This window comes from Bradyrhizobium sp. SZCCHNS3052, assembly GCF_032484495.1.
Lineage (GTDB): Bacteria > Pseudomonadota > Alphaproteobacteria > Rhizobiales > Xanthobacteraceae > Bradyrhizobium.
This window is the reverse complement of sequence record NZ_JAUETB010000001.1, coordinates 1,180,840-1,200,242: the sequence shown is the minus strand read 5'-3', so window position 1 is coordinate 1,200,242 and position 19,403 is coordinate 1,180,840. Positions and strand designations below refer to the sequence as shown.

Annotated in this window: 20 protein-coding genes; 13 read left to right on the top strand and 7 right to left on the bottom strand. The window is 66.5% G+C overall.

Annotated elements, in window-relative coordinates; translation table 11 throughout:
* Window positions 1-29 precede the first annotated feature (29 nt).
* Window positions 30-710 (top strand): leucyl/phenylalanyl-tRNA--protein transferase, encoded by a 681-nt coding sequence (aat, locus tag QX073_RS05540; protein WP_316164754.1) that lies wholly within the window; start codon window positions 30-32, stop codon window positions 708-710.
* A 6-nt stretch (window positions 711-716) separates the two neighbouring features.
* On the opposite strand, the gene QX073_RS05535 is transcribed toward aat, so the two are convergent.
* Window positions 717-1,706 (bottom strand): DUF2155 domain-containing protein, encoded by a 990-nt coding sequence (locus tag QX073_RS05535; protein ID WP_316164753.1) that lies wholly within the window; start codon window positions 1,704-1,706, stop codon window positions 717-719.
* A 213-nt stretch (window positions 1,707-1,919) separates the two neighbouring features.
* Between QX073_RS05535 and QX073_RS05530 the strand changes: the two genes are divergently transcribed.
* The 9 genes from QX073_RS05530 (at window position 1,920) to QX073_RS05490 (ending at window position 10,100) form a co-directional block, all read left to right on the top strand.
* Window positions 1,920-2,693 (top strand): SDR family oxidoreductase, encoded by a 774-nt coding sequence (locus tag QX073_RS05530; protein ID WP_316203575.1) that lies wholly within the window; start codon window positions 1,920-1,922, stop codon window positions 2,691-2,693.
* 45 nt (window positions 2,694-2,738) lie between these two features.
* A complete protein-coding gene (locus QX073_RS05525; RefSeq protein ID WP_315712211.1) occupies window positions 2,739-3,701 on the top strand; it encodes an alpha/beta hydrolase in 963 nt (320 codons plus the stop codon).
* A gap of 182 nt (window positions 3,702-3,883) precedes the next feature.
* Complete coding sequence (locus tag QX073_RS05520; RefSeq protein WP_315712213.1) at window positions 3,884-4,240, top strand: cupin domain-containing protein; 357 nt, start codon at window positions 3,884-3,886, stop codon at window positions 4,238-4,240.
* A gap of 63 nt (window positions 4,241-4,303) precedes the next feature.
* Entirely contained in the window at window positions 4,304-4,648 is a 345-nt protein-coding gene (locus QX073_RS05515) for a hypothetical protein (RefSeq protein WP_316203574.1), read from the top strand.
* 191 nt (window positions 4,649-4,839) lie between these two features.
* Window positions 4,840-6,006, top strand: coding sequence for an amino acid aminotransferase (locus QX073_RS05510; RefSeq protein WP_316203573.1), 1,167 nt, complete (start codon window positions 4,840-4,842; stop codon window positions 6,004-6,006).
* Between the two features lie 25 nt (window positions 6,007-6,031).
* The gene (locus tag QX073_RS05505; protein ID WP_315712219.1) at window positions 6,032-6,646 is read left to right on the top strand and encodes a YitT family protein; all 615 of its coding nucleotides are present in this window, start codon (window positions 6,032-6,034) and stop codon (window positions 6,644-6,646) included.
* Window positions 6,647-6,907: 261 nt separating this feature from the next.
* Window positions 6,908-7,972 (top strand): ketopantoate reductase family protein, encoded by a 1,065-nt coding sequence (locus QX073_RS05500; RefSeq protein ID WP_316170459.1) that lies wholly within the window; start codon window positions 6,908-6,910, stop codon window positions 7,970-7,972.
* 102 nt (window positions 7,973-8,074) lie between these two features.
* On the top strand, window positions 8,075-9,088 hold the full coding sequence (locus QX073_RS05495) for a Na+-dependent transporter (RefSeq protein ID WP_316225434.1): 1,014 nt from the start codon (window positions 8,075-8,077) through the stop codon (window positions 9,086-9,088).
* 133 nt (window positions 9,089-9,221) lie between these two features.
* Window positions 9,222-10,100 carry a transporter substrate-binding domain-containing protein gene (locus tag QX073_RS05490; protein WP_315737759.1) on the top strand — a complete coding sequence of 293 codons (879 nt, stop codon included), beginning with the start codon at window positions 9,222-9,224 and terminating at the stop codon, window positions 10,098-10,100.
* 127 nt (window positions 10,101-10,227) lie between these two features.
* Here QX073_RS05490 and QX073_RS05485 read toward each other — a convergent pair whose 3' ends face one another.
* The 5 genes from QX073_RS05485 to QX073_RS05465 all read right to left on the bottom strand — a co-directional run bounded on the left by QX073_RS05485 (window position 10,228) and on the right by QX073_RS05465 (window position 14,460).
* Entirely contained in the window at window positions 10,228-10,896 is a 669-nt protein-coding gene (locus QX073_RS05485; RefSeq protein ID WP_315712227.1) for an amino acid ABC transporter permease, read from the bottom strand.
* Between the two features lie 31 nt (window positions 10,897-10,927).
* A complete protein-coding gene (locus tag QX073_RS05480; protein WP_316225433.1) occupies window positions 10,928-12,178 on the bottom strand; it encodes an FAD-dependent oxidoreductase in 1,251 nt (416 codons plus the stop codon).
* 22 nt (window positions 12,179-12,200) lie between these two features.
* Window positions 12,201-12,959 carry an SDR family oxidoreductase gene (locus QX073_RS05475; RefSeq protein WP_316225432.1) on the bottom strand — a complete coding sequence of 253 codons (759 nt, stop codon included), beginning with the start codon at window positions 12,957-12,959 and terminating at the stop codon, window positions 12,201-12,203.
* Between the two features lie 155 nt (window positions 12,960-13,114).
* Complete coding sequence (locus QX073_RS05470) at window positions 13,115-13,393, bottom strand: hypothetical protein (RefSeq protein ID WP_316202057.1); 279 nt, start codon at window positions 13,391-13,393, stop codon at window positions 13,115-13,117.
* Window positions 13,394-13,518: 125 nt separating this feature from the next.
* Window positions 13,519-14,460, bottom strand: coding sequence for a GlxA family transcriptional regulator (locus tag QX073_RS05465; RefSeq protein WP_315712236.1), 942 nt, complete (start codon window positions 14,458-14,460; stop codon window positions 13,519-13,521).
* A gap of 144 nt (window positions 14,461-14,604) precedes the next feature.
* Between QX073_RS05465 and QX073_RS05460 the strand changes: the two genes are divergently transcribed.
* The gene (locus QX073_RS05460) at window positions 14,605-15,303 is read left to right on the top strand and encodes a DJ-1/PfpI family protein (protein WP_315826850.1); all 699 of its coding nucleotides are present in this window, start codon (window positions 14,605-14,607) and stop codon (window positions 15,301-15,303) included.
* An 88-nt stretch (window positions 15,304-15,391) separates the two neighbouring features.
* Here the strand turns inward: QX073_RS05460 and QX073_RS05455 are convergent, their stop codons facing one another.
* Entirely contained in the window at window positions 15,392-15,802 is a 411-nt protein-coding gene (locus QX073_RS05455) for an NADH:ubiquinone oxidoreductase subunit NDUFA12 (protein ID WP_315712239.1), read from the bottom strand.
* Between the two features lie 163 nt (window positions 15,803-15,965).
* Between QX073_RS05455 and QX073_RS05450 the strand changes: the two genes are divergently transcribed.
* Both QX073_RS05450 and QX073_RS05445 read left to right on the top strand, forming a co-directional pair.
* A complete protein-coding gene (locus QX073_RS05450) occupies window positions 15,966-16,628 on the top strand; it encodes a BA14K family protein (RefSeq protein ID WP_315712240.1) in 663 nt (220 codons plus the stop codon).
* A 456-nt stretch (window positions 16,629-17,084) separates the two neighbouring features.
* Entirely contained in the window at window positions 17,085-19,403 is a 2,319-nt protein-coding gene (locus QX073_RS05445; protein ID WP_316225431.1) for a CHASE3 domain-containing protein, read from the top strand.

The following is a 19,403-nucleotide window of genomic DNA, read 5'->3' as shown; positions in this document are numbered from 1 at the left end:
GCCCGGCATCGGCCTGCTATGCTGATCCCATGAATACGCGCGACTCTGCAGCGTCCGAGATTACGCCCGAGGTCCTGCTGCGTGCCTATGCCTGCGGCATCTTCCCGATGGCCGAAAGTGCCGACGACCCGACCTTGTTCTGGGTCGAGCCGGAGCTGCGCGGCGTCATTCCGCTCGACGGCTTTCGCGTCGCCTCGCGCCTTGCGCGCACGGTCCGGTCGGACGCCTTCGCCGTGACCGTGAACCAGGCGTTCAAGGCGGTGATGGATGGCTGCGCCGAGCCGCAGCCTGGCCGCGAGGACACCTGGATCAACAAGCGTATCCGCGAGCTCTACACCGGCCTCCACGCGCTTGGCCATTGCCACAGCGTCGAATGCTGGCAGGATGGCGAGCTGGTGGGCGGCCTCTACGGCGTCAGCCTGGGCCGCGCCTTCTTCGGCGAGAGCATGTTTCACCGCACCCGCGACGCCTCGAAGGTCGCGCTCGTGCATCTCGTCGCGCGGCTGATCGCCGGGGGCTTCGAGCTGCTCGACACCCAATACGTCACCGAGCACCTCAAGACCTTCGGCGCCGTTGAGATCCCGCGCCGGCGCTACACCGTGCTGCTCGAAAAGGCCCTGAGGGGGCCGGCCGCCAATTTCGCCAGGCTGGCGGTTGATCGGCCGATCTCGGGCACCGAGGCACTCGCGATCATCGCAGCGCGCGGCTGAGCGAGGTTATCTGAACACTCCGCCGAACGGTCCGCCCGCCTGGGGCGGCGGCGGTGGTGGCGGCACCTGCTGGGTCTGATTCTGCTGCGGCGGCGATGGCGGCCTGGGCGCCGCCTGCCGCTGCTGCGGCGGACGCTTTTGCGCAGGCTGCGGCGCCGCGGCCGGCTTCTGATCCGGCGCGGCGGCGCTGACAACCGTGGTCTGCGGCTCTTTGCAGTCAACCAGCCAGATGTCGTAGATCGGGTGCTCGACACCGTGCAGACCGGGGCTGGCCGCGAACATCCAGCCCGAGAAGATGCGCTTCACCTCGCCCTGCAAGGTGATCTCGTCGACCTGCACGAACGCGTCGGTGTTGGCGGCCTCGGTGGCTGGCCTCGTGTAGCAGGCGTCGGTCTTTACCCGGAGCGCCCCGAACTGCACGGTCTCGCCGATATCCTCGTCGAAATTGATGATGCGGCCGGTGATCTTGTCGAGCCCGGAGAAGCTCGCCTTCTTGTTGACGATCTTCTGCGCCGGCGGTTCGGTCACGACCTCGTCGCCCGGCTGGATGGTGGCCGGGGTCTGCGGTACCGCGCCGTTCGGCGGGATCGCTGCATTCTGGGGTGCGCCGCGTGGCGGTGCCTGCCGCTGACCAGGCGCAGCCCCCGGCTGGCCGGGTGGCGGCACGGCCGCGACCGGAGGATTGTTCTGTGGCAGGATCGTCGTTCCCGGCGGCGGCGCCAGCGGCTGGGATTGGACCGGACCCGGCAGGGCGGCGCCCTGCCCTGGCGGCGGACGGGTTGGCGCCGGCAGCACCCGGCCCTGCGGCAGCTCCGGGATCTCCTCCTCTTCCTCGGGAGGCGGAATCGGCTCGCCACGGCGCGGAATGTTGCCCGGCGGGCGCGGAACGGGATCGGAGAAAATGGTACCGATCTGCGCGCGCGCCGGCACGGACAGCGTGAGGGATGTGGCGGCCAGCAATGCCGCGATACCGGTCAGGACGATTGTTCGGTGCATCTCGCGCGGCTTTATCAGGCGAATCGGGGTTCGGGACAATCAAATCGCGTCATGACCCATCCGCCGCTCTCGATCAGCCCTCCCGTTAACATGTCGAATACGGCGGGGGAAGGGCGAGCTGCCAGCACTCCGCGTGCTGGTCAGCCGGTTCTTCCAATGAGATAGTCGTGATCAAGAGCCGGATCGGAACCGGCGCCAAAGGGAAGGAAATCGATGTCTGATTCGATCCGTCTCGACGGCCGAGTGGCCGTCGTTACCGGCGCGGCCGGCGTCATCGGCGCCGCGACCATGCGGCTGCTGGCCGCGCGCGGGGCCCGCATCGTCGCCGTGGACCGGCGCGAGGCCGATCTCGCCGCCGCGACGGCCGCCCTGCCGGCGAGCGCCGAGGCGCTCGCCGTGGCCGCCGACGTCACTGACGAGGACCAGGTCGCGGCTTATGTGCGACAAGCGTGCGATCGGTTCGGCACCATCGACGTGTTCTTCAACAATGCCGGCATCGAAGGCGAGATCAAGCCGATCACCGCATATCCGCTGGAGGCGTTCCGTCGCGTGCTCGACGTCAACGTCGTCGGCGTCTTTCTCGGCCTCAAGCACGTGCTGCCGATGATGCTGAAGCAGAACCGCGGCTCGATCATCAACACCGCCTCGATCGCCGGCCTCATCGGCTCGCCGCAGATCGCCGTCTACAGCGCCAGCAAGCACGCGGTCATCGGCCTGACCAAGAGCGCGTCCTGGGAGTGCACCGGCACCAATGTGCGTGTGAACTGCATCTGCCCCGGGCTGATCGAGAGCCGCATGCTGAGCGCAATCATCGAAGGGCGCAGCGGCGCCGCGGTTCCGGCCGACAAGGTGGTCGATCGCGTCCCCGCGCGCCGGCTCGGCCAGGGCGCGGAGGTCGCCTCGATCGTCGCCTTCCTCGCCTCCGACGATGCCAGCTACGTCTCCGGCGCGGCCTACACCGTCGATGGCGGCCGCACCGCCGCCTGACGTCCCTTCAACGTGACCGTCTTTTCAACCCGACAGGTTTTTGCAATGCCCGTGCAACTCGATGCCGATGCTGCTGCCGTCTACAAAGCATTTCAGGAGGCCGGTCGGCCGGCCTATGAGACGCTGACACCACAGGAGGCGCGGGACTACTATCTGGCCGCGCGCGTCGTGAGCAATCCCGAGCCGCCCGAGCTTGCGGACGTCAAGGACCTCGCCATCCCTGCCCCGCATGGCACAATCCCGGCACGGCTCTATCGGCCAAGGACGGTGCGGCAGACCAACGGTCTTGCGCCGGGATTGGTGTTCTATCACGGCGGCGGCTGGGTGATCGGCAATCTGGAGTCGCATGACGTGGTCTGCCGCGCGCTGGCGCACGAAGGCGAACTGATCGTGATCTCGGTCGACTACCGCCTCGCGCCCGAGCACAAGTTTCCGGCCGCGGTCGACGACGCCGCCGCGGCCATACGATGGATCGCCGACAATGCTGCCGCGCTCGGCATCGATGCCGCCAGGCTCAGCGTCGGCGGCGATTCCGCCGGCGGCAATCTCGCCGCCGTCGTCGCGCTCTTGGCGCGTGACGGCAAGGGCCCGAAGCTCTCAGGCCAGGTGCTGATCTATCCGGCCACCGACTTTTCGATGAGCCATCCCTCGCACAGCGAGCCCGAGACCAGCGTGCTGCTGACGCATTCGGTGATCCGCTGGTTTCGCGACCATTATCTCAACAGTGCCGCCGACGTCCACGATTGGCGGGCCTCCCCGGCGAAGGCGGAAACCCTAGCCGGGCTACCGCCCGCCTATGTGCTCACGGCCGGCGCCGATCCGCTGCGCGACGAGGGCGACGACTACGCGCGCCGCTTGCGCGAGGCCGGCGTGCCTGTGACGCATCGCAACCATCCCGGCCAATTCCACGGCTTCTTCACGATGGGCAAGCTGCTCGACCAGGCCAATGTCGCCGCACGCGACATCGGCGCCTGGCTGAAGCAGCTCGACCGGCCCGGCGGCATCTGAGCGTTACCGCGCTGAGCTCAGAACGCACCGACCCGCGAGTTCGCGGGTCGTGCTCACATGCGGCCGAAGTCGTCGCGTGTGAGATCGGCTTGCTCGCGCTCGAGCAGCAGCTACATCCCGCGCAAGCCGGCCGGGACGACTGGACAGCTCACATTTCATTCCTCGCAGCAGGAGACTCCCACATGAAGACCGTGAACCTCGCCGACAAGCTGAGCCAATTCTCAGGCCATTGGGACCCGCACGTGGTCGCGGACTACAACGACAATGACGTGATGGTCGTGAAGTTCATGGGAGAATTCCCGTTCCACAAGCATGACACGACGGATGACTTCTTCCTGGTCCTGGAAGGCGAGATGGAGATGGACATTCAGGGGCAGCCGTCGCGGACGGTGAAGGCCGGCGAGTTGTTCGTCGTCCCCAAAGGGGTCGTCCACCGGCCGCGCGCGGCCAAGGAGGTCAAGGTGCTCCTGATCGAACCCAAGGGCGAACCGAACTCCGGCGACTCCGACCGGGTGCCCGCGCCCAAGCCGCGCATCTGACTCGCCGGAAGGCGTCAGACCTTCGGGCCTCCGCGAGCTTGAGATATCATTCAGAGCGGACAGGTGAGCAGGATAAACACGGAGCCAACTCTGGAGATTGCGCTGGCTTGGTTCAAGCCCGAAGAGTGGGAGGACATCAGGCGGATCTGCCCGGATCTGCACGACACTTATGAAGAATGGCTGGCCAGCGCTCAGGAGGTCATCGACACGATCGGCAGTCGCCCGGACGAGCGGATCGTGAAAGTGATCCTGACCGCGGCCGAGCTTCGGAAATGGCAACGTGCGACAGGCCGCAAAGTCGATGGCAGGGTTCGCTCACAGCTTGCCGCCAGGCGCGCGCGCAAGATCCGCAACGAGTCCCCACAGCCGGCTCCCGAGCCCCGTTCTGGCTCAGAAGGCAGTCGCTGACGCTTGTCGCTCAGTTCGCTCAGGCGGGCCACGGCAAGTTCTGAGGGCGCAACGGCCGCCCATGCAGCGAACGAAGCGGAGCATCGCCGAAATGTCCGCTGTTCTTGCGCTGCAACCGAGATAGTGTCCCGTCGCCCGCAAGGACGGCTTATGGCCGTCTGGCAGGCCCCTCCTCCAATAGGATCGCTCCGATGTTCGACCGCTTGACCCGCCAGCCCGAGGATCCCCTGCTCGCTCTGATCGGCATCTTCAAGGCTGACCCGAGAGCCGACAAGGTCGATCTCGGCGTCGGCGTGTATCGCGACGAGGCCGGCCATTCGCCGATCTTCCGCGCTGTGAAAGCTGCGGAGCGCATCATCTGGGAGAGCCAGGACAGCAAGAGCTATGTGGCGCCGGAAGGCGACCAGCTCTTCCTCGACCTGTTGTGGTCGCTCGTCGGCGGCCCCGCGCCCTCGGTCCATGCCGCAGGCGTGCAGACCCCGGGCGGCTCGGGTGCGCTCCGCCTCGCCGCCGATTTGATCCGCCAGGCCGGCACCGGCAAGATCTGGCTCGGACTGCCGAGCTGGCCCAACCACGCCGGCATCTTCGCCGCGGCGGGGCTCGAGGTCGAGACCTATCCCTACTTCGACGTTCCGTCGCAGACGCTGCAGCTCGACCGCATGCTGGAGGCGCTGCAGCGCGCCGCGCCCGGCGACGCCGTCCTGATCCACGCCTCCTGCCACAACCCGACCGGCGCCCCGCTCAGCACCGAGGACTTTGCGCGCATCACCGCCGTGATGGCCGCGCGTGGCCTCGTGCCGCTGATCGACTCCGCTTATCAGGGTTTTGGCGCCGGTCTCGAGGGCGATGCCGCCGGCCTGCGGGCAATGGTCGCGGCCCTGCCCGAGGCGCTGCTGGCGGTGTCCTGCTCGAAGTCCTTCGGACTCTACCGCGAGCGGACCGGCGCGCTCTACGCCGTCGCCTCGGCACAGGCCGCAGCCGAGACCGCGCGCTCCAATCTCGTCTCCATCGCCCGCACCAGCTATTCGATGCCGCCCGACCATGGCTCGGCGATCGTCAAGACGATTCTCGACACGCCGGACCTCTATGCCGACTGGAGCAGCGAGCTCGAGACGATGCGCCAGCGCCTCGCCGCGCTGCGCCGCTCTTTTGCCGAGGCGCTCGGCGGGCGCTGGTCCAACACGATCGCGATCGGCGTCCAGGAAGGCATGTTCTCGCTGCTGCCGGTGACGCCGGCCGAGGTCATGACTTTGCGCGAAAAGCACGGCGTGTACATGCCGACCTCGGGCCGCATCAACATTGCAGGCCTGAAGCTCGCCGAGGTCGCGCGCGTTGCCGGCCTGTTCAAGTCGCTTTGAAACATCGCCTGCAAGGATCAAGGCCGTGACAGAGATCGTCGCTCAGGAGCGGCACAAGCTCTACGAGGACGCGATGGCGCTGACGCTGGGCACGCTGTTCGTGTCGCTCGGCATGCTGATCTACAGCAAGACGGTGCTGCTGGTCGGCAGCACCGCCGGTCTGTCGCTGCTGTTGAGCTACATCAGCGGTTATGGTTTCGGCGTCAGCTTCTTCCTGATCAATCTGCCGTTCTATGCGTTGGCCGTCCGGCGCATGGGCTGGCCGTTCACGATCCGCACCTTTGTCGCGGTCGGGCTCGTCGCCCTGTTCTCACGGCTGACGACGTCATGGATCGACATCAGCCATATCGATCCGATCTATGCCACCGTAATCGGCGCCGGCCTGACCGGGACCGGCCTGTTGATGCTGTTCCGGCATCGCACCGGGCTTGGCGGGATCAACATTCTGGCGCTGTATCTGCAGGAGCACTGGAAGATCCGCGCCGGCTATTTCCAGCTCGCCGTCGATTTCCTCATCATGATCGCCGCGTTCTTCGTCATCCCCGTGAACCGGCTGGCGCTGTCGATCCTCGGCATCGTGATCGTCAACGTCATCATCGCGATCAACCACAAGCCGGGGCGCTATATGGCGCTGAGCTGAACGGCCGAGCTCCAAGCGCAAGGTCGATCTGCGCTCGGATAGCCCCACCGTGACACGCGCCGGATGCCGCACGAGTGCGCTGCACCTTGCCAGACGGCGCATTCCGTGGGATGAAAGCTCTGGTATGCCAGCAACCGAGGCAATGGGTTACCGCATCCGTCCGCTCCTGCCGGACGCCTGACGGACTCGTCGGTACGGCTGGATCGCCAACAAGAAACGCGAACGCAAAATCTCGAACCGATCTCTGGGGACGACCAAGGTATGGCACGCAACATTCTGATTCTCGGGGCCTCCTACGGCTCCCTCCTCGGCACCAAGCTGCTGATGGCCGGCCACAACGTGACGCTGGTCTGCCGCAAGAAGACAGCCGAGCTGATCAACCGCGACGGCACGGAAGTCCGCATCAAGCTGCGCGACGAGCCGGCGCATCGCTCGATCTTCTCGCGCGACCTGCCGGGCAAGCTCGACGCGGCCACGCCCGATAGCGTCGACCTGTCGCGCTACGACCTGGTCGGTCTTGCGATGCAGGAGCCGCAGTACACCAACCACACCATTCGCGTGCTGATGGTGAAGATCGCCGAGGCCAAGCTGCCGTGCCTCTCGATCATGAACATGCCGCCGCTGCCCTATCTCAAGCGCATCCCGGCGCTCGCCAACGTCGACCTCGACGAGGCCTACACCAATCCCGCGGTGTGGGAACGCTTCACGCCCGGGCTGGTCACGCTGTGCTCGCCGGATCCGCAGGCCTTCCGTCCGCCGGAGGAAGCCGCCAACGTGCTGCATGTCGGCCTGCCGACCAACTTCAAGGCCGCCGCGTTCGAGGACGAGACGCACAACGCGCTGCTCCGCGAGCTGGAGCGCGACATCGACGCGGTCAGGCTCGACGGCCAGGACGTGCCCGTGAAGCTGAAGGTGTTCGACTCGCTGTTCGTGCCGCTGGCGAAGTGGTCGATGCTGCTCACCGGCAACTACCGCTGCATCACCCGCGGTGAACCGCAGGCGATCCGCGATGCCGTTCATGGCAATCTCGCCCAGTCGAAATCGATCTACGAGCATGTCGATGCCATCGCCCGCAAGCTCGGCGCCGATCCGAGCGACCAGGTGCCGTTCGAGAAATACGCCAAGGCGGCCGAGAGCCTGCTCAAGCCGTCGTCGGCCGCGCGCGCCGTCGCCGCGGGCGCGCCGTTCATCGAACGCGTCGACCTTCTGGTGAAGCTGATCTCGCAGCAGCTCGGCATGCCCAACCCCGAGATCGAGCAGACGGTGCAGACGGTCGACTTCAAGCTCAACGAGAAGATCGTGGTCGGCGGCTCCAGCGCGCAGTGATGCGCAGGCGCCGACATCGTCCGTAACCAGATGTGACTTTGCATGAACGCGCGGCCGACGCATGGTTCGCGCGTTCATTGATTCCCATCGTTCGGAATGAAGATGCCGTCCTTCGGGCCTCTCGCTTTTCCTCTGCAGGCCCTGAGCTGGCTCGGCAATCAGGGCACCCGCGCCATCGTCGCGGTTCTGCTGGCGGCAATCGCCGTGCCGCCGCTGGGCGAGCTGGCGCGGCCCTACGTCACACAGGCGATCTTCCTGCTGCTCTGCATCTCCTTCATGCGCGTCGACGTCGCGATGCTAACAGCGCATCTGCGCCGCCCGCTGCTGGTGGTGGCCGCGACCGCATGGACCACGATCGCCGTGCCGACGCTGGTCGGCACGATTGGGCGCATCGCCGGCGTCGATGCCACCGCGCCCGACCTGTATCTCGCGCTGATGCTGCAGGGGACGGCCTCGCCGATGATGGCCTCGCCCGCACTCGCCGCGCTGATGGGGCTCGACGCGACGCTGGTTCTCATCACGCTGGTGACCTCGACCGCGCTGGTGCCGCTGACGGCGCCGCTGTTCGCCTATGTGTTTTTGGGCGAGACATTGTCACTGTCTCCGGCCGCGCTCGGGCTGAAGCTCGCCGCCATCCTTGCGGGCGCGCTGGCTGCGGCCGCCGCGATCCGCCTTGCCTTCGGCATCGATACGATCCGCCGCCATCGCGCGCCGATCGACGGCTTCAACGTCCTCATCCTGTTCGTGTTCGCCTCCGCCATCATGGCTCATTTCCTGGCCGACCTGGCCGCGAGCCCGTTCCGCATGCTGGGACTGGCGCTGCTCGCCTTCACCGTGTTCTTGCTGTTGCTTGGTACCACGATGCTGCTGTTTCGCGGCGCGGGCCGCGAACGCGCCATGGCGCTCGGCATGATGGTATCGCTGCGCAACATGGGGCTGATGCTGGCGGCGACCGAGGGCGCGATCCCCGGCACCACCTGGCTGTATTTCGCGATGAGCCAGTTCCCGATTCACCTTGCCCCGCAGTTGCTGCGGCCGCTCGCCGAGCGCCTGCGTCCGAAGGCGCTTCCATCTGGCGGGACCGATCACGGCTTGACCAGCCCTGCATCGGAATGAGGCAGAGCAGCAACGGCATGCGGCCGCTTCGGCATGACGCGACGGCCAGCCGCTTACTATCAAGGCCGACATGGTTGTTGCTGGCGTGCAAGGCCGGCGCTACGCTCCGTGGCTGTTGGTGCAGGAGGATTATGTGACCACGTCAGACGATCAGAAAATTTCCGAAGACCGCCGCGATGCGCTGCGCTACGCGCTCGCCATCGGCTCCGGTGCCGCGCTCGCGTCCGCCATGACGACGACGCCCGCCTCGGCGCAAGCGGCCGACAACACGCTCGACCGGGTCCGCGCCAACAAGGTGCTGCGCATCGCCGTGCTGCCGGGCGAGCTGCCCTATTTCAACAAGGACCTCGCCTCCGGCACGTGGTCGGGCTTCTCGATCGAGATGGCCAACGACATCGCCAAGCTGCTCGACGTGAAGCTCGAATATGTCGAGTCGACCTACGGCAATTCGGTGCTCGACCTGCAGGCCGGCAAGATCGATCTTGGCTTCGCGCTCAACCCGACGCCGCAGCGCGCGCTGGTCATCGACTTCTGCGGCACGGTGTTTCCGCATCCGTTCGGCGCGATGCTGAAGAAGGGGATGGAGGCCAAGACCTGGGCCGACATCAACAAGCCCGAGGTCAAGATCGCCGTCGACGTCGGCTCGGCCAACGAGGCGGTGGCGCGCCGTTTTGCGCCGAACGCGACCATCAAGTCGCTGAAGTCGCGCGACGAGGTGATGCTGGAGATGGCCTCGGGCCGCGTCGACGTCGTCGTCAACGCGCTGATCCTGGGCCTCACCGCAATCGCCAAGAACCCCAATCTCGGCACCTACAAGATCCTGCAGTCGCCCTCGGTCGCGATCCCCTCCAGCATGGGCGTGCGCCGCGAGGCCGACAAGCGCTGGCGCGACTTCCTCGCGGTGTGGATCGACTACAACCGCGGCATCGGCCAGATGCGCGAATGGTTCGTCAAGGGCCTGGGGCTGGCCGGCGTCAAGGCCGAGGACGTGCCGGTCGAGGTGAATATCTAAGCGAAGCCACGCTCTCTCCTAGCGTCATTGCGAGGAGCGCAGCGACGAAGCAATCCAGGACCGCGCGTGCCGCCCTGGATTGCTACGCTTCGCTCGCAATGACGGAGGCATTCGATGATGTATCGCCTCACGCCTTGTCGTACGTCATGCCGCGCTCGAAGCGACGGCCCAGGAGCGTCGCCGGAAACAGGATCGCGAAATAGATCAGCGCGATGATGGTGTAGACCTCGAGCGGCCGATAGGTGTCGGCGTTGATCAGCGTCGCGTTGTAGACGAGATCGGGCACCGCGATCACCGACACCAGCGAGGTGTTCTTCAACTGCGTCACCGACTGGTTGACGTAGGGCGCCAGCATCGGCTTCAGGGCCTGTGGCAGGATCACGAGCCGCATCATCCGCCACGGGCGCAGGCCGAGCGCGCGCGCCGCATCCCATTGCCCGCGCGGTACGCTCTCGATGCTGCCGCGCACGATCTCGGCATAGAACGCCCCCGCGTAGAGCGACAGCACGGTGACCGCGGCGACATGCGCCGGAATGTTGACGCCGATCACCACCGGGAACGCGTAGTAGAACCAGATGATCTGCACCAGCAGCGGGGTGCAGCGGAACAGCTCGATATAGCCGATCAGCAGCCAGTCGATCACGACCGGACGGCGCAGCCTGACGATGCCGACGACGAGCCCGATCACCGAGCCGAGCAGGATGGTGCCGAGCGTGTACGCCATGGTCCAGCCGAGCCCCAGCCAGAACAGATGGCTGTACTTGGCGAGGATGGCGAAATCCCAGGTATAGTTCATCGCAGCTCCGGCGTGACGCGGTCGCGGCCCCTCACAGATACCGGCTCGGAGCAAAGGCGGAGACGTCGAACGACGGCGTCTCGCCCGTGATCATCGCGGCAATCGCCGCGCCCGTGGCCGGCCCCGTGGTGAAGCCGATATGCTGATTGCCGAATGCAAGCCACAGGCCGGAATGGCGCGGCGCCGGCCCGATCATCGGCAGCGAATCCGGCAAGGTCGGCCGCGCGCCGCGCCATGGCTGGGCCACGGCCTCGCCGAACTCGACCACGCCGCGCGCCAGCGGGACCACCTGCTCGAGCTGGGCGAAATTCGACGGCGCATCGCGATCGGTCAGCTCGACGCCGGAGGTGACGCGCACGCCGTTCTCCATCGGCGTCATCAGGAAGCTGCCTTCGGCGTCGTGGATCGGACGGTGCAGCATGCGCGCCGGGTTGGGCGTGAACTCCTGGTGATATCCGCGCTCGAACGCCATCGGCACCCGGTAGCCGAGCGACCTGAGAATATCCGGCGACCAGGGACCGAGCGCAACCACGACATGGCGGGCGCGAATCTCGCCGTCGCCGAGCACGACACGCCAGCCGTCCCCGTCGGACAGCACCGCCCTGATCTCGGACTGCCGCAGCACGCCGCCCGCGCCCTCGAACATCCGCGCATAGGCTTTCGTCACATTGCCGGGCGAGTCGACCGACGCGGTCTGGCTGTGCAGCAGTCCCACTTTGTAGACCGGCAGCATATTGGGCTCGAGCGCGGAAATGCCCTGGCGGTCGAGCAGCTCGCTCTTGATGCCGTGTTCGGCCAGGAAAGCCTGCTCCGCCTTGGCCGCTCCGACAGCGTCGCTGCGCCACGCCTTGAGCCAGCCGGTCTCGCGGATCCGCTGCGGCTCGCCGGCGCGAACGATCCAGTCGCGATGCAGTCTCAGCGACGCACCGATCAGGCCATGCAGCGCGGTGGCGCGCGGCTTGACGCGGGACTCCACGGCATTGGCGAGAAAGCGCAGCACCCATTCGACATTGCGCAGCGTCCATGCCGGATCCCAGCGCAGCGCCGCGCTCTTGTTGCCGAGATAGGACGGCAGGGCCTTGAACAGCGAGGGCTTGTTGAGCGGAAGGATCGAACCGGAGGAGAGAATGCCGGCATTGCCGTACGATGTCTCCTCGCCCGGCGCCTTGCGGTCGACCAGCACCACCGAGAGCCCGCGCTCCCGGATGGCGTAGGCGGAGGAGACGCCGACGATCCCCGCTCCCAGCACGACCACGTCGGCTGTCTGCTGCACACGCTCCATCGTCTCTCGATCCATCTGCTGCTTACATCAGGGTCAGGCCGCCATCGACCGGCAGCACCGCGCCGGTGACGTGGCCGGCGTCTTTCGACAGCAGGAAGGCCACGGCCGCGGCGATGTCGTCGGGCTCGGCGAGGCGCTGCTGCGGATTGGCCGCCGCCGCCGTCTGCCACGCGGCCGGATCGAGCGAGCCGAGCCGTCCCGCATCCTTGCGCGTATAGCCGGGCACGACGACATTCGCGGTGCCGCCGCACGCAGCCAGCTCGATGGCGAGGCATTTCACCAGCGCCTCCAGCGCCGCCTTGGCGGCGGCCGAGGCCGGGAAGGTGCCGCCCGGCACGAAGCGGTGCGCGACGAAGCTGGAGATCGTGACCACGCGCGCATGGGTGCTCTGCACGAGGTCAGGGAGCGCGGCGCTGGCGAGCTCATGAAATGCCGCGGGCATCACTGCGAGTGAGCGGTCGAGCCCGTCGCGCGGCAGATCGCGAAAGCTGCGGCGGTCGGCAAAGCCGGCAGCATGCACCACCGCGTCGATCCGGCCGAACCGCGTTCGTGCCGCAGCCGCCAGCTCGGTGGCAACGCCCTGCCTGGCCAGATCGCCGCAATGAAACTCGGCTTCGGCGCCGGCCTCCCGGCACGCCGCGGCGACGTTCCGCAGACGCGCGAGACCTGCTTCGTCAGCCCCCTGCCCGTGCAGCATCAAGGCCTGCCCAGGTGAGGCCATGCGGCGCGCCACCGCAGCGCCGATGCCGGCCCCGCTGCCGGTGATGATGGTGACACGCATCGCGCCTCGTCTACCCCTCGGTTTCGCGGGGCGGACTATAGGTCTCACATCTGCCGATGCCAACACGCGGACGGACATGCGCCGATGTCCGTCGCGCGGGACTTCTTTCGCCTCGGACGTTCAGAACGTCCAGGTCGAACGGCTGAGTTCGCCGCTCAGCACTTGCCGCCGACTTTGCACTTGTTGGTCGACTGTGAAATCGTGCCGCCCTTGCCGCTGCAGGTGGCGGCATAGGCATTCACGCAGGCGACCTTCGCGGATGTGCAGCCCGCATGATCGTTCTTCACACAGATCGTCTCGCTATAGGTCTCGATCGTGCTGCCGCCTTTCTTGCAGACGCACATTCCGGTGACTTCGGCTTTTGCCGCAAAAGCGCTGTCGACACTGCCGACCGCGGCAGCAGCAAACAAAATCAGGGACAGAAATACGCGCATCGTATCCTCCATGGACAAAGTGGCAATGCGCGTACTATGCGCGCTTCGCGCATCTCACACAACTTTAAATTGTCTCAACTGCCATCGAGGATCGTCGCCCGCGGCCGCTCGTCCACTGATCCAGGTCAGGCGGTGAGGCGTGCCGCGCGCCGCAGGGCCTGCGGCGGCTGGCCGAAGGCGCGAATGAAGGCGCGGCGCATCCGCTCAGGATCGCGAAAGCCGGTCGCCTCGGCCACCAGCTCGATCGGCTGATGCGAAGCCTGCACGCGATCGCGCGCCACCTCCAGCCTGAGACGCTCGATCGCCTTCGACGGCGTCGTGCCGGTCTCGGCCACGAAGGCGCGGGTGAAATGCCGCGTGCTCATGCCGGCACGCTCGGCAAGGTCGTCGACCGTCAGCGGCGCATCGAGATGCTCGCGCGCCCAGGTCAGGAGCTCGGCGAAGCGGCCGCTCGGCGCCTTCAGCTCCAGCAGCGAGGAGAACTGCGACTGCCCGCCGCTGCGGCGATGATACAGCACGAGCTGACGTGCGGTCTTCTGCGCGATCTCCTCGCCGTGATCGTCGGCGACCATGGCGAGTGCGAGATCGATGCCGGCAGTGATCCCAGCCGAGCTCCAGACATTGCCGTCGCGGACGTAGATGCTGTCAGGCTCGAGCTTCACTTGGGGGTAGGCTCGCAGGAACTGCCGCGTGCGCTGCCAATGCGTGGTCGCGCGCCGGCCGTCCAGCAGGCCCGCTTCGGCCAGCACGAAGGCGCCGGAACAGATGCTGGCAAGCCGGGTGCCGCGCTGCGCGACCTTACGAACGAAGTTCAGCGTGCATGCGTTGCGGCTCGCAGCTTCCACGCCCTCGCCGCCAGCGATCAGCAGCGTGGTCAGCGCCGACACCGGACCGAATTTGCGCGCCAGCATTTCGGCCCCTGACGACGACCGCACGGGTCCGGGCGTGGCGGCGACGACCCTGATCGATGGCGCGGCGCGCGCATAACGCGAAGCGATCTCGAACACCGAGATCGGTCCGGCGGCGTCGAGCAACTGAAAATCGGGGTAGATGAGCACGCCGATCATGGTGGATGGCTCCGTGAGCCCAAGTCCGTGAGCCCAAGTGTGAAATCCCAAGCCCGTCCGGAAACGAGGGAACTTTGGCATATGCGCCATCCAGCGGACCATGCAGAATGCCCGCCGTCAAGCACCACACCTGCGAGCACCGCCATGGCCCAACCGCTCTCGATCGCTCTCGTCCTGTTTCCACATCTGACCCAGCTCGATCTCACCGGTCCGGTGCAGGTGTTCTCCAGCGTGCCGGGGGCGACACTGCATCTGGCGTGGAAGAGGATCGAGCCGATTCCGACCGACTCGGTCCTCACACTGATGCCGACCACCACCTTCGCTGACTGTCCGCGGGCGGACGTGATCTGCATTCCCGGCGGCTTCGGCGTCGACGCCATCCTCGATGACGCCGAGGTCATCGGCTTCATCCGCCGCCAGGCCGAAGGAGCCAGGTACGTCACCTCGGTGTGCACGGGCTCGCTCGCGCTCGGCGCCGCCGGCCTGCTGGATGGCTATCGCGCGGCAACCCATTGGAGCGCGCGCGAGTGCCTGCCGCTGTTCGGGGCAACCGTCAGCACCGAGCGCGTCTGCATCGACCGCAACCGGATCACCGGCGGCGGCGTCACGGCCGGCATCGACTTCGCGCTGACCCTGGTGGCGCAGTTGGTCGATCGTCAGACGGCGGAGGCAATCCAGCTCAGACTCGAATACAATCCGGCGCCCCCTTTCACCGCTGGATCCCCCGACACGGCGCCGCCCGAGGTGGTGTCACGCATGCTGGAGCGGATCGCACCGTTCCGGAAGCGGCGAATCGAGGCAGCGGAGCATGCGGCGACCGCCCTCAGGACCAACCCGGCGTAGCGCAGGCTTGGCAGGCTCCCGAAAGTAAAGAGGCCGCCCGGAGCTCGGGGCGGCCTTTTCCGATCGGGTCATCTCGAGCGAAATCGAATCAGCCGCCAGGAGTCCAGGGCTGATAATCACCGGTGGCCTTTGGCCTGCGACCGCTGCCCAAGGTCGAGCCGGCCGGGCGATACGCCAGCGCAGTCCCCGTCAGGTTCGGCTCATGCGGCTTTTCCCACTCGCGCGGCTTGTAGCCCTCCTGAGTCGGCGGCACGTCGACCATATGATGCATCCAGCCGTGCCATTCGGGCGGAATACGGCTGGCTTCGGCCAGGCCGTTATAGATCACCCAGCGCCGCTCGAAATGCAGCACCGGGTCGATCTTGCCGCCGGCAGTCCGATAATAGCGGTTGCCCTGTGCATCCTGCCCCACGAGCTCGCCGAAGCGCCAGGTCCACAATTGCGTGCCGAAAGTCTGGCCGTTCCACCACGTGAAGAGCTTTAGAAAGAACTGTTTCATGGGCTTGGGGCCGGTTCTGTGAAGGTCCCGGTTCTGATGCCACCCCGCCCGCATCTTGTCCAGTGTTGCACCGCTCCGCCCGCGACGATGTATCGGTTCGCGGCGGGGAACGACATCCGCGGCCTGCGGTTAGGTCACTTTCCCCCCTGATGGAGCGATAGCGATGACCAGACTGAAGAGATGGAGCACTGCGGCGGCAGTGGCGCTGATTCTGCCGCTGGCGGCAGCGACGACGAGCTTTGCCCAGGGTCCCGGCGGCGGTCGTGGTCCGGGCGGCGGTGGTGGTGCCGCCATCGGCGGGGGCGGTGGCGCGGCCATCGGTGGTGGCGGCGGCGGAGCGATCGGCGGCGGCGGACGCGGCGGCTTTGCGGCCGGCCCGGGTGGCGCCGGGATGAGCGGCGGCAGCTTCGCCGGACGCGCAGCCGTTGGCGGCGCAGCGCTGGCGGGTCGCGGTCCGGCGGCCGGCGCCAACGTCGCCGTCAACACGGGTGGCGGCCGCGGCAACTGGAGCGGCGGCAATTGGAGTGGCGGCGGCTGGCAGGGCGGTCACCGTGGCGGCTGGCATCACCGCGGCGGCGGCTTCTGGCCGGGTGTCGGCGTTGGCGTCGGGATCGGATTGGGCAGCAGCTATGCCTACTACAACGATCCGTATTATTACGGGCCCGACTATTACTCCGACTACTCGTACTATGACGACTCCGCGCCTGTCGCCATCGTTGGAACCGAAGGCGTCGACCCGAGCTACTGCGCACGCAGGTACCGCTCGTATGATCCGGCTTCGGGAACCTATCTCGGCTATGATGGCTTTCGCCATCCATGTCCGTAAGAGTCTGACATAGTAGCTGCGACAACAGAGGGCGGCGAGCCTATGCTCGCCGCCTTTTTCGTGCCGTATTGTTGTTTGTTCTGTGTCTAATGCGCCACGTTGCAGGCCGATTTTCGCCCATATTCCAAAATGTGCCCCGCGACGTGCAGATGATCGTCCCGTTTCGGTCCAATATTGTTTGAGCTCGTGATTCTGCCCGTTTGGCCGCTTCGCAGGCTTGGTTGATATCAGTTGATGGACACATGGATTTTCGCGGGACTCGCGCAGTGCAAACGCCGCGGGTGAGCAGCTTGGGCCTGCCGCCCGCGAACGCGCCAAGAACTTCGAACAAGGAGGCGCGCCTTGCCGACATATCTTCACTGCTTGGACGCAGCTGCATCGAAACTCGGATGCATGGGGCTGGCCGCGATGATCCCCGGCCCAGCTGGCGGACATGTCGATGATTGAGAAACGCAGATGACCTATCAGCGCCTCGCATTGGGGCTCGGTCTTGGAACGCTGCTGGCGATCGGCGCCGCGTCCACGGCGCTCGACATCAAGTCGCGCCACGACGCGGCCTGGGTGAATTCATCGCTCGACATCCTGCAGAAGACCTCCGATCTGCGTCTGCTGCTACGCGAAGCGGAAGCGACCTCTCGCGGCTACGCACTCGTCGGTGACGATCAGTTCAGGACGGAGTTTGCCGATGTCAGCACGAGAATTCCGGTCGCCATGGTCGAGCTGCGGCGCGCCGTGGCCGACAATCCCGAACCGCTGAAGCTTCTGACCGAGACCGAAGCCCTGATTGTCCGCAGGGTCGAGCTCGCTGCGGAGCTGATCCGGTTGCACGCCGCCTCGGATCGTGCGGGGCTCGAAGCCCTCAGAAGCCGCGCCGAAGGGCCGGCGACCATGAGCGAGATCACGGCCCATCTCGACCGTTTCGTTGCCGATCAGCGCAAGCTGCTGACGCAGCGTTCGATGACGTCGAAATCCACCGGATCGCTGCTGCTCACGATCGACCTGTGCGGTCTCGCGCTGCTGCTGATCATCGCCTTCTACCTCATCCGGCGGACCTATCTCCACGATCGTGCGCTGCGCGCGTCGCTGGTCCGCTCCGAAGCCGAGGCCAACTCGCTGGCGGAAAAGGCCGAGCAACAGCATCTCGACCTGATCGCCGCCCATGAGAAGCTGCGCCATTCCGCCGAGATCCTGCAGAACACGTTCAACAGCATGGCAGAGGGCGTGCTCGTCATCGATGCCACGGACACGGTGGTATTCTCGAACCCCGCGGTCGAACATCTGCTCGGCTACAGCCCGGAAAAGAATCTGGCCGACGTCCGCGCGCGCCTCCGCGTCTACGAAAGCGACGGCGTGACGCCTGTCGCAGCACACGACCTGCCGACGCCGCGAGCGTTGCGGGGCGAAAGCTTCGACCGCCGCGAGCTGATCGTCTACCGGCCCGACCGGGACGAGACGCTGCGGCTGATGATCTCCGGCCGCCCGCTGCGCGACGCCGCGGGCGGCATTACCGGCGCGGCGATGGTCTATCACGACATCACCACGGCGCACGAGACCGAGCGGCTGCTGCAGCAGGCGCAGAAGCTGGATGCGATCGGCAAGCTCACCGGCGGCGTCGCACACGACTTCAACAACATGCTGACGATCATTACCGGCACCATCGAAACGCTGGCCGACGAGGTGAAGGACCGCCCCGCCGCCGCGGCGACCGCGGCGCTGATCGGACAGGCGGCAGACCGCTGCACCGAGCTGATCCGGCATCTGCTCGCCTTCGCCCGCAAGCAGCCGCTGCATCCGCGCGACAGCGACGTCAACAGCACGATTCTCGACATCGCAAAGCTGCTGCGTCCGACCCTCGGCGAGCAGATCGAAATCAACTCGATCCTCGAAGAGGAGACGCTGATCACGCACATCGATTCGGCGCAGCTCGCCAACTCGCTGGTCAACATGGCGATCAACGCCCGCGACGCGATGCCCAATGGCGGCAAGCTGCTGCTGGAATCGCGCAGGGTGGAGCTCGATGAGGCCTATGCCTCAGCCAACGCCGGCGTGACGCCCGGCCCCTATGTCATGGTCGCCGTCAGCGACACGGGTACTGGCATGTTGCCGGAGGTCCGCGACCGCGCCTTCGAACCCTTCTTCACGACGAAGGAAGCCGGCAAGGGCTCCGGCCTCGGCCTCAGCATGGTCTACGGCTTCGTCAAGCAATCCGGCGGCCACATCAAGATCTACAGCGAGGAAGGACGGGGCACCACGATCCGGCTCTACATCCCTGTGCCCAAGGGACAGGCTGCGAGCCCTGCTCCGCCCGAGCCCCCGCCGCCGCGCGGCGAGGAGACCATCTTCATCGTCGAGGACGATCCACTGGTGCAGGACTTCGTCGTCTCACAGTTGCAGAGCCTCGGCTACAAGACCATCACCGCATCGACCGGGGTCGAGGCGCTGGCCAAGATCGACTCCGGCCAAAGCTTCGATCTCCTGTTCACCGACGTCATCATGCCCGGCGGCGTCAACGGCAAGGAGCTCGCCGAGGAGGCGCTGCGGCAGCGGCCCGGCACCAAGGTGCTGTACACGTCCGGCTATACCGACAATGCGATGGTCGAGCACGGTCGCCTCGACCAGGCTGCGCTGCTGCTCACCAAGCCCTATCGCAAGTCGGAGCTCGCCAAGATGGTGCGGCTGGCGCTGGCAGGCCCCGTGGATGACGCCTTGGCCGATGATGCCTTGGCCGAGAACGCCTTTTCCGAGGACGCACCGACGCGCGCTCACTTCTCCTGA

Coding starts and splice junctions, on each gene's coding strand:
- aat (WP_316164754.1), top strand. CDS start 30: ATGAATACGCGCGACTCTGCAGCGTCCGAGATTACGCCCGAGGTCCTG.
- QX073_RS05520 (WP_315712213.1), top strand. CDS start 3,884: ATGAAGACCGTGAACCTCGCCGACAAGCTGAGCCAATTCTCAGGCCAT.
- QX073_RS05480 (WP_316225433.1), bottom strand. CDS start 12,178: ATGGAGCGTGTGCAGCAGACAGCCGACGTGGTCGTGCTGGGAGCGGGG.
- QX073_RS05470 (WP_316202057.1), bottom strand. CDS start 13,393: ATGCGCGTATTTCTGTCCCTGATTTTGTTTGCTGCTGCCGCGGTCGGC.
- QX073_RS05500 (WP_316170459.1), top strand. CDS start 6,908: ATGGCACGCAACATTCTGATTCTCGGGGCCTCCTACGGCTCCCTCCTC.
- QX073_RS05465 (WP_315712236.1), bottom strand. CDS start 14,460: ATGATCGGCGTGCTCATCTACCCCGATTTTCAGTTGCTCGACGCCGCC.
- QX073_RS05495 (WP_316225434.1), top strand. CDS start 8,075: ATGCCGTCCTTCGGGCCTCTCGCTTTTCCTCTGCAGGCCCTGAGCTGG.
- QX073_RS05460 (WP_315826850.1), top strand. CDS start 14,605: ATGGCCCAACCGCTCTCGATCGCTCTCGTCCTGTTTCCACATCTGACC.
- QX073_RS05445 (WP_316225431.1), top strand. CDS start 17,085: ATGACCTATCAGCGCCTCGCATTGGGGCTCGGTCTTGGAACGCTGCTG.
- QX073_RS05525 (WP_315712211.1), top strand. CDS start 2,739: ATGCCCGTGCAACTCGATGCCGATGCTGCTGCCGTCTACAAAGCATTT.
- QX073_RS05455 (WP_315712239.1), bottom strand. CDS start 15,802: ATGAAACAGTTCTTTCTAAAGCTCTTCACGTGGTGGAACGGCCAGACT.
- QX073_RS05485 (WP_315712227.1), bottom strand. CDS start 10,896: ATGAACTATACCTGGGATTTCGCCATCCTCGCCAAGTACAGCCATCTG.
- QX073_RS05510 (WP_316203573.1), top strand. CDS start 4,840: ATGTTCGACCGCTTGACCCGCCAGCCCGAGGATCCCCTGCTCGCTCTG.
- QX073_RS05450 (WP_315712240.1), top strand. CDS start 15,966: ATGACCAGACTGAAGAGATGGAGCACTGCGGCGGCAGTGGCGCTGATT.
- QX073_RS05535 (WP_316164753.1), bottom strand. CDS start 1,706: ATGCACCGAACAATCGTCCTGACCGGTATCGCGGCATTGCTGGCCGCC.
- QX073_RS05530 (WP_316203575.1), top strand. CDS start 1,920: ATGTCTGATTCGATCCGTCTCGACGGCCGAGTGGCCGTCGTTACCGGC.
- QX073_RS05475 (WP_316225432.1), bottom strand. CDS start 12,959: ATGCGTGTCACCATCATCACCGGCAGCGGGGCCGGCATCGGCGCTGCG.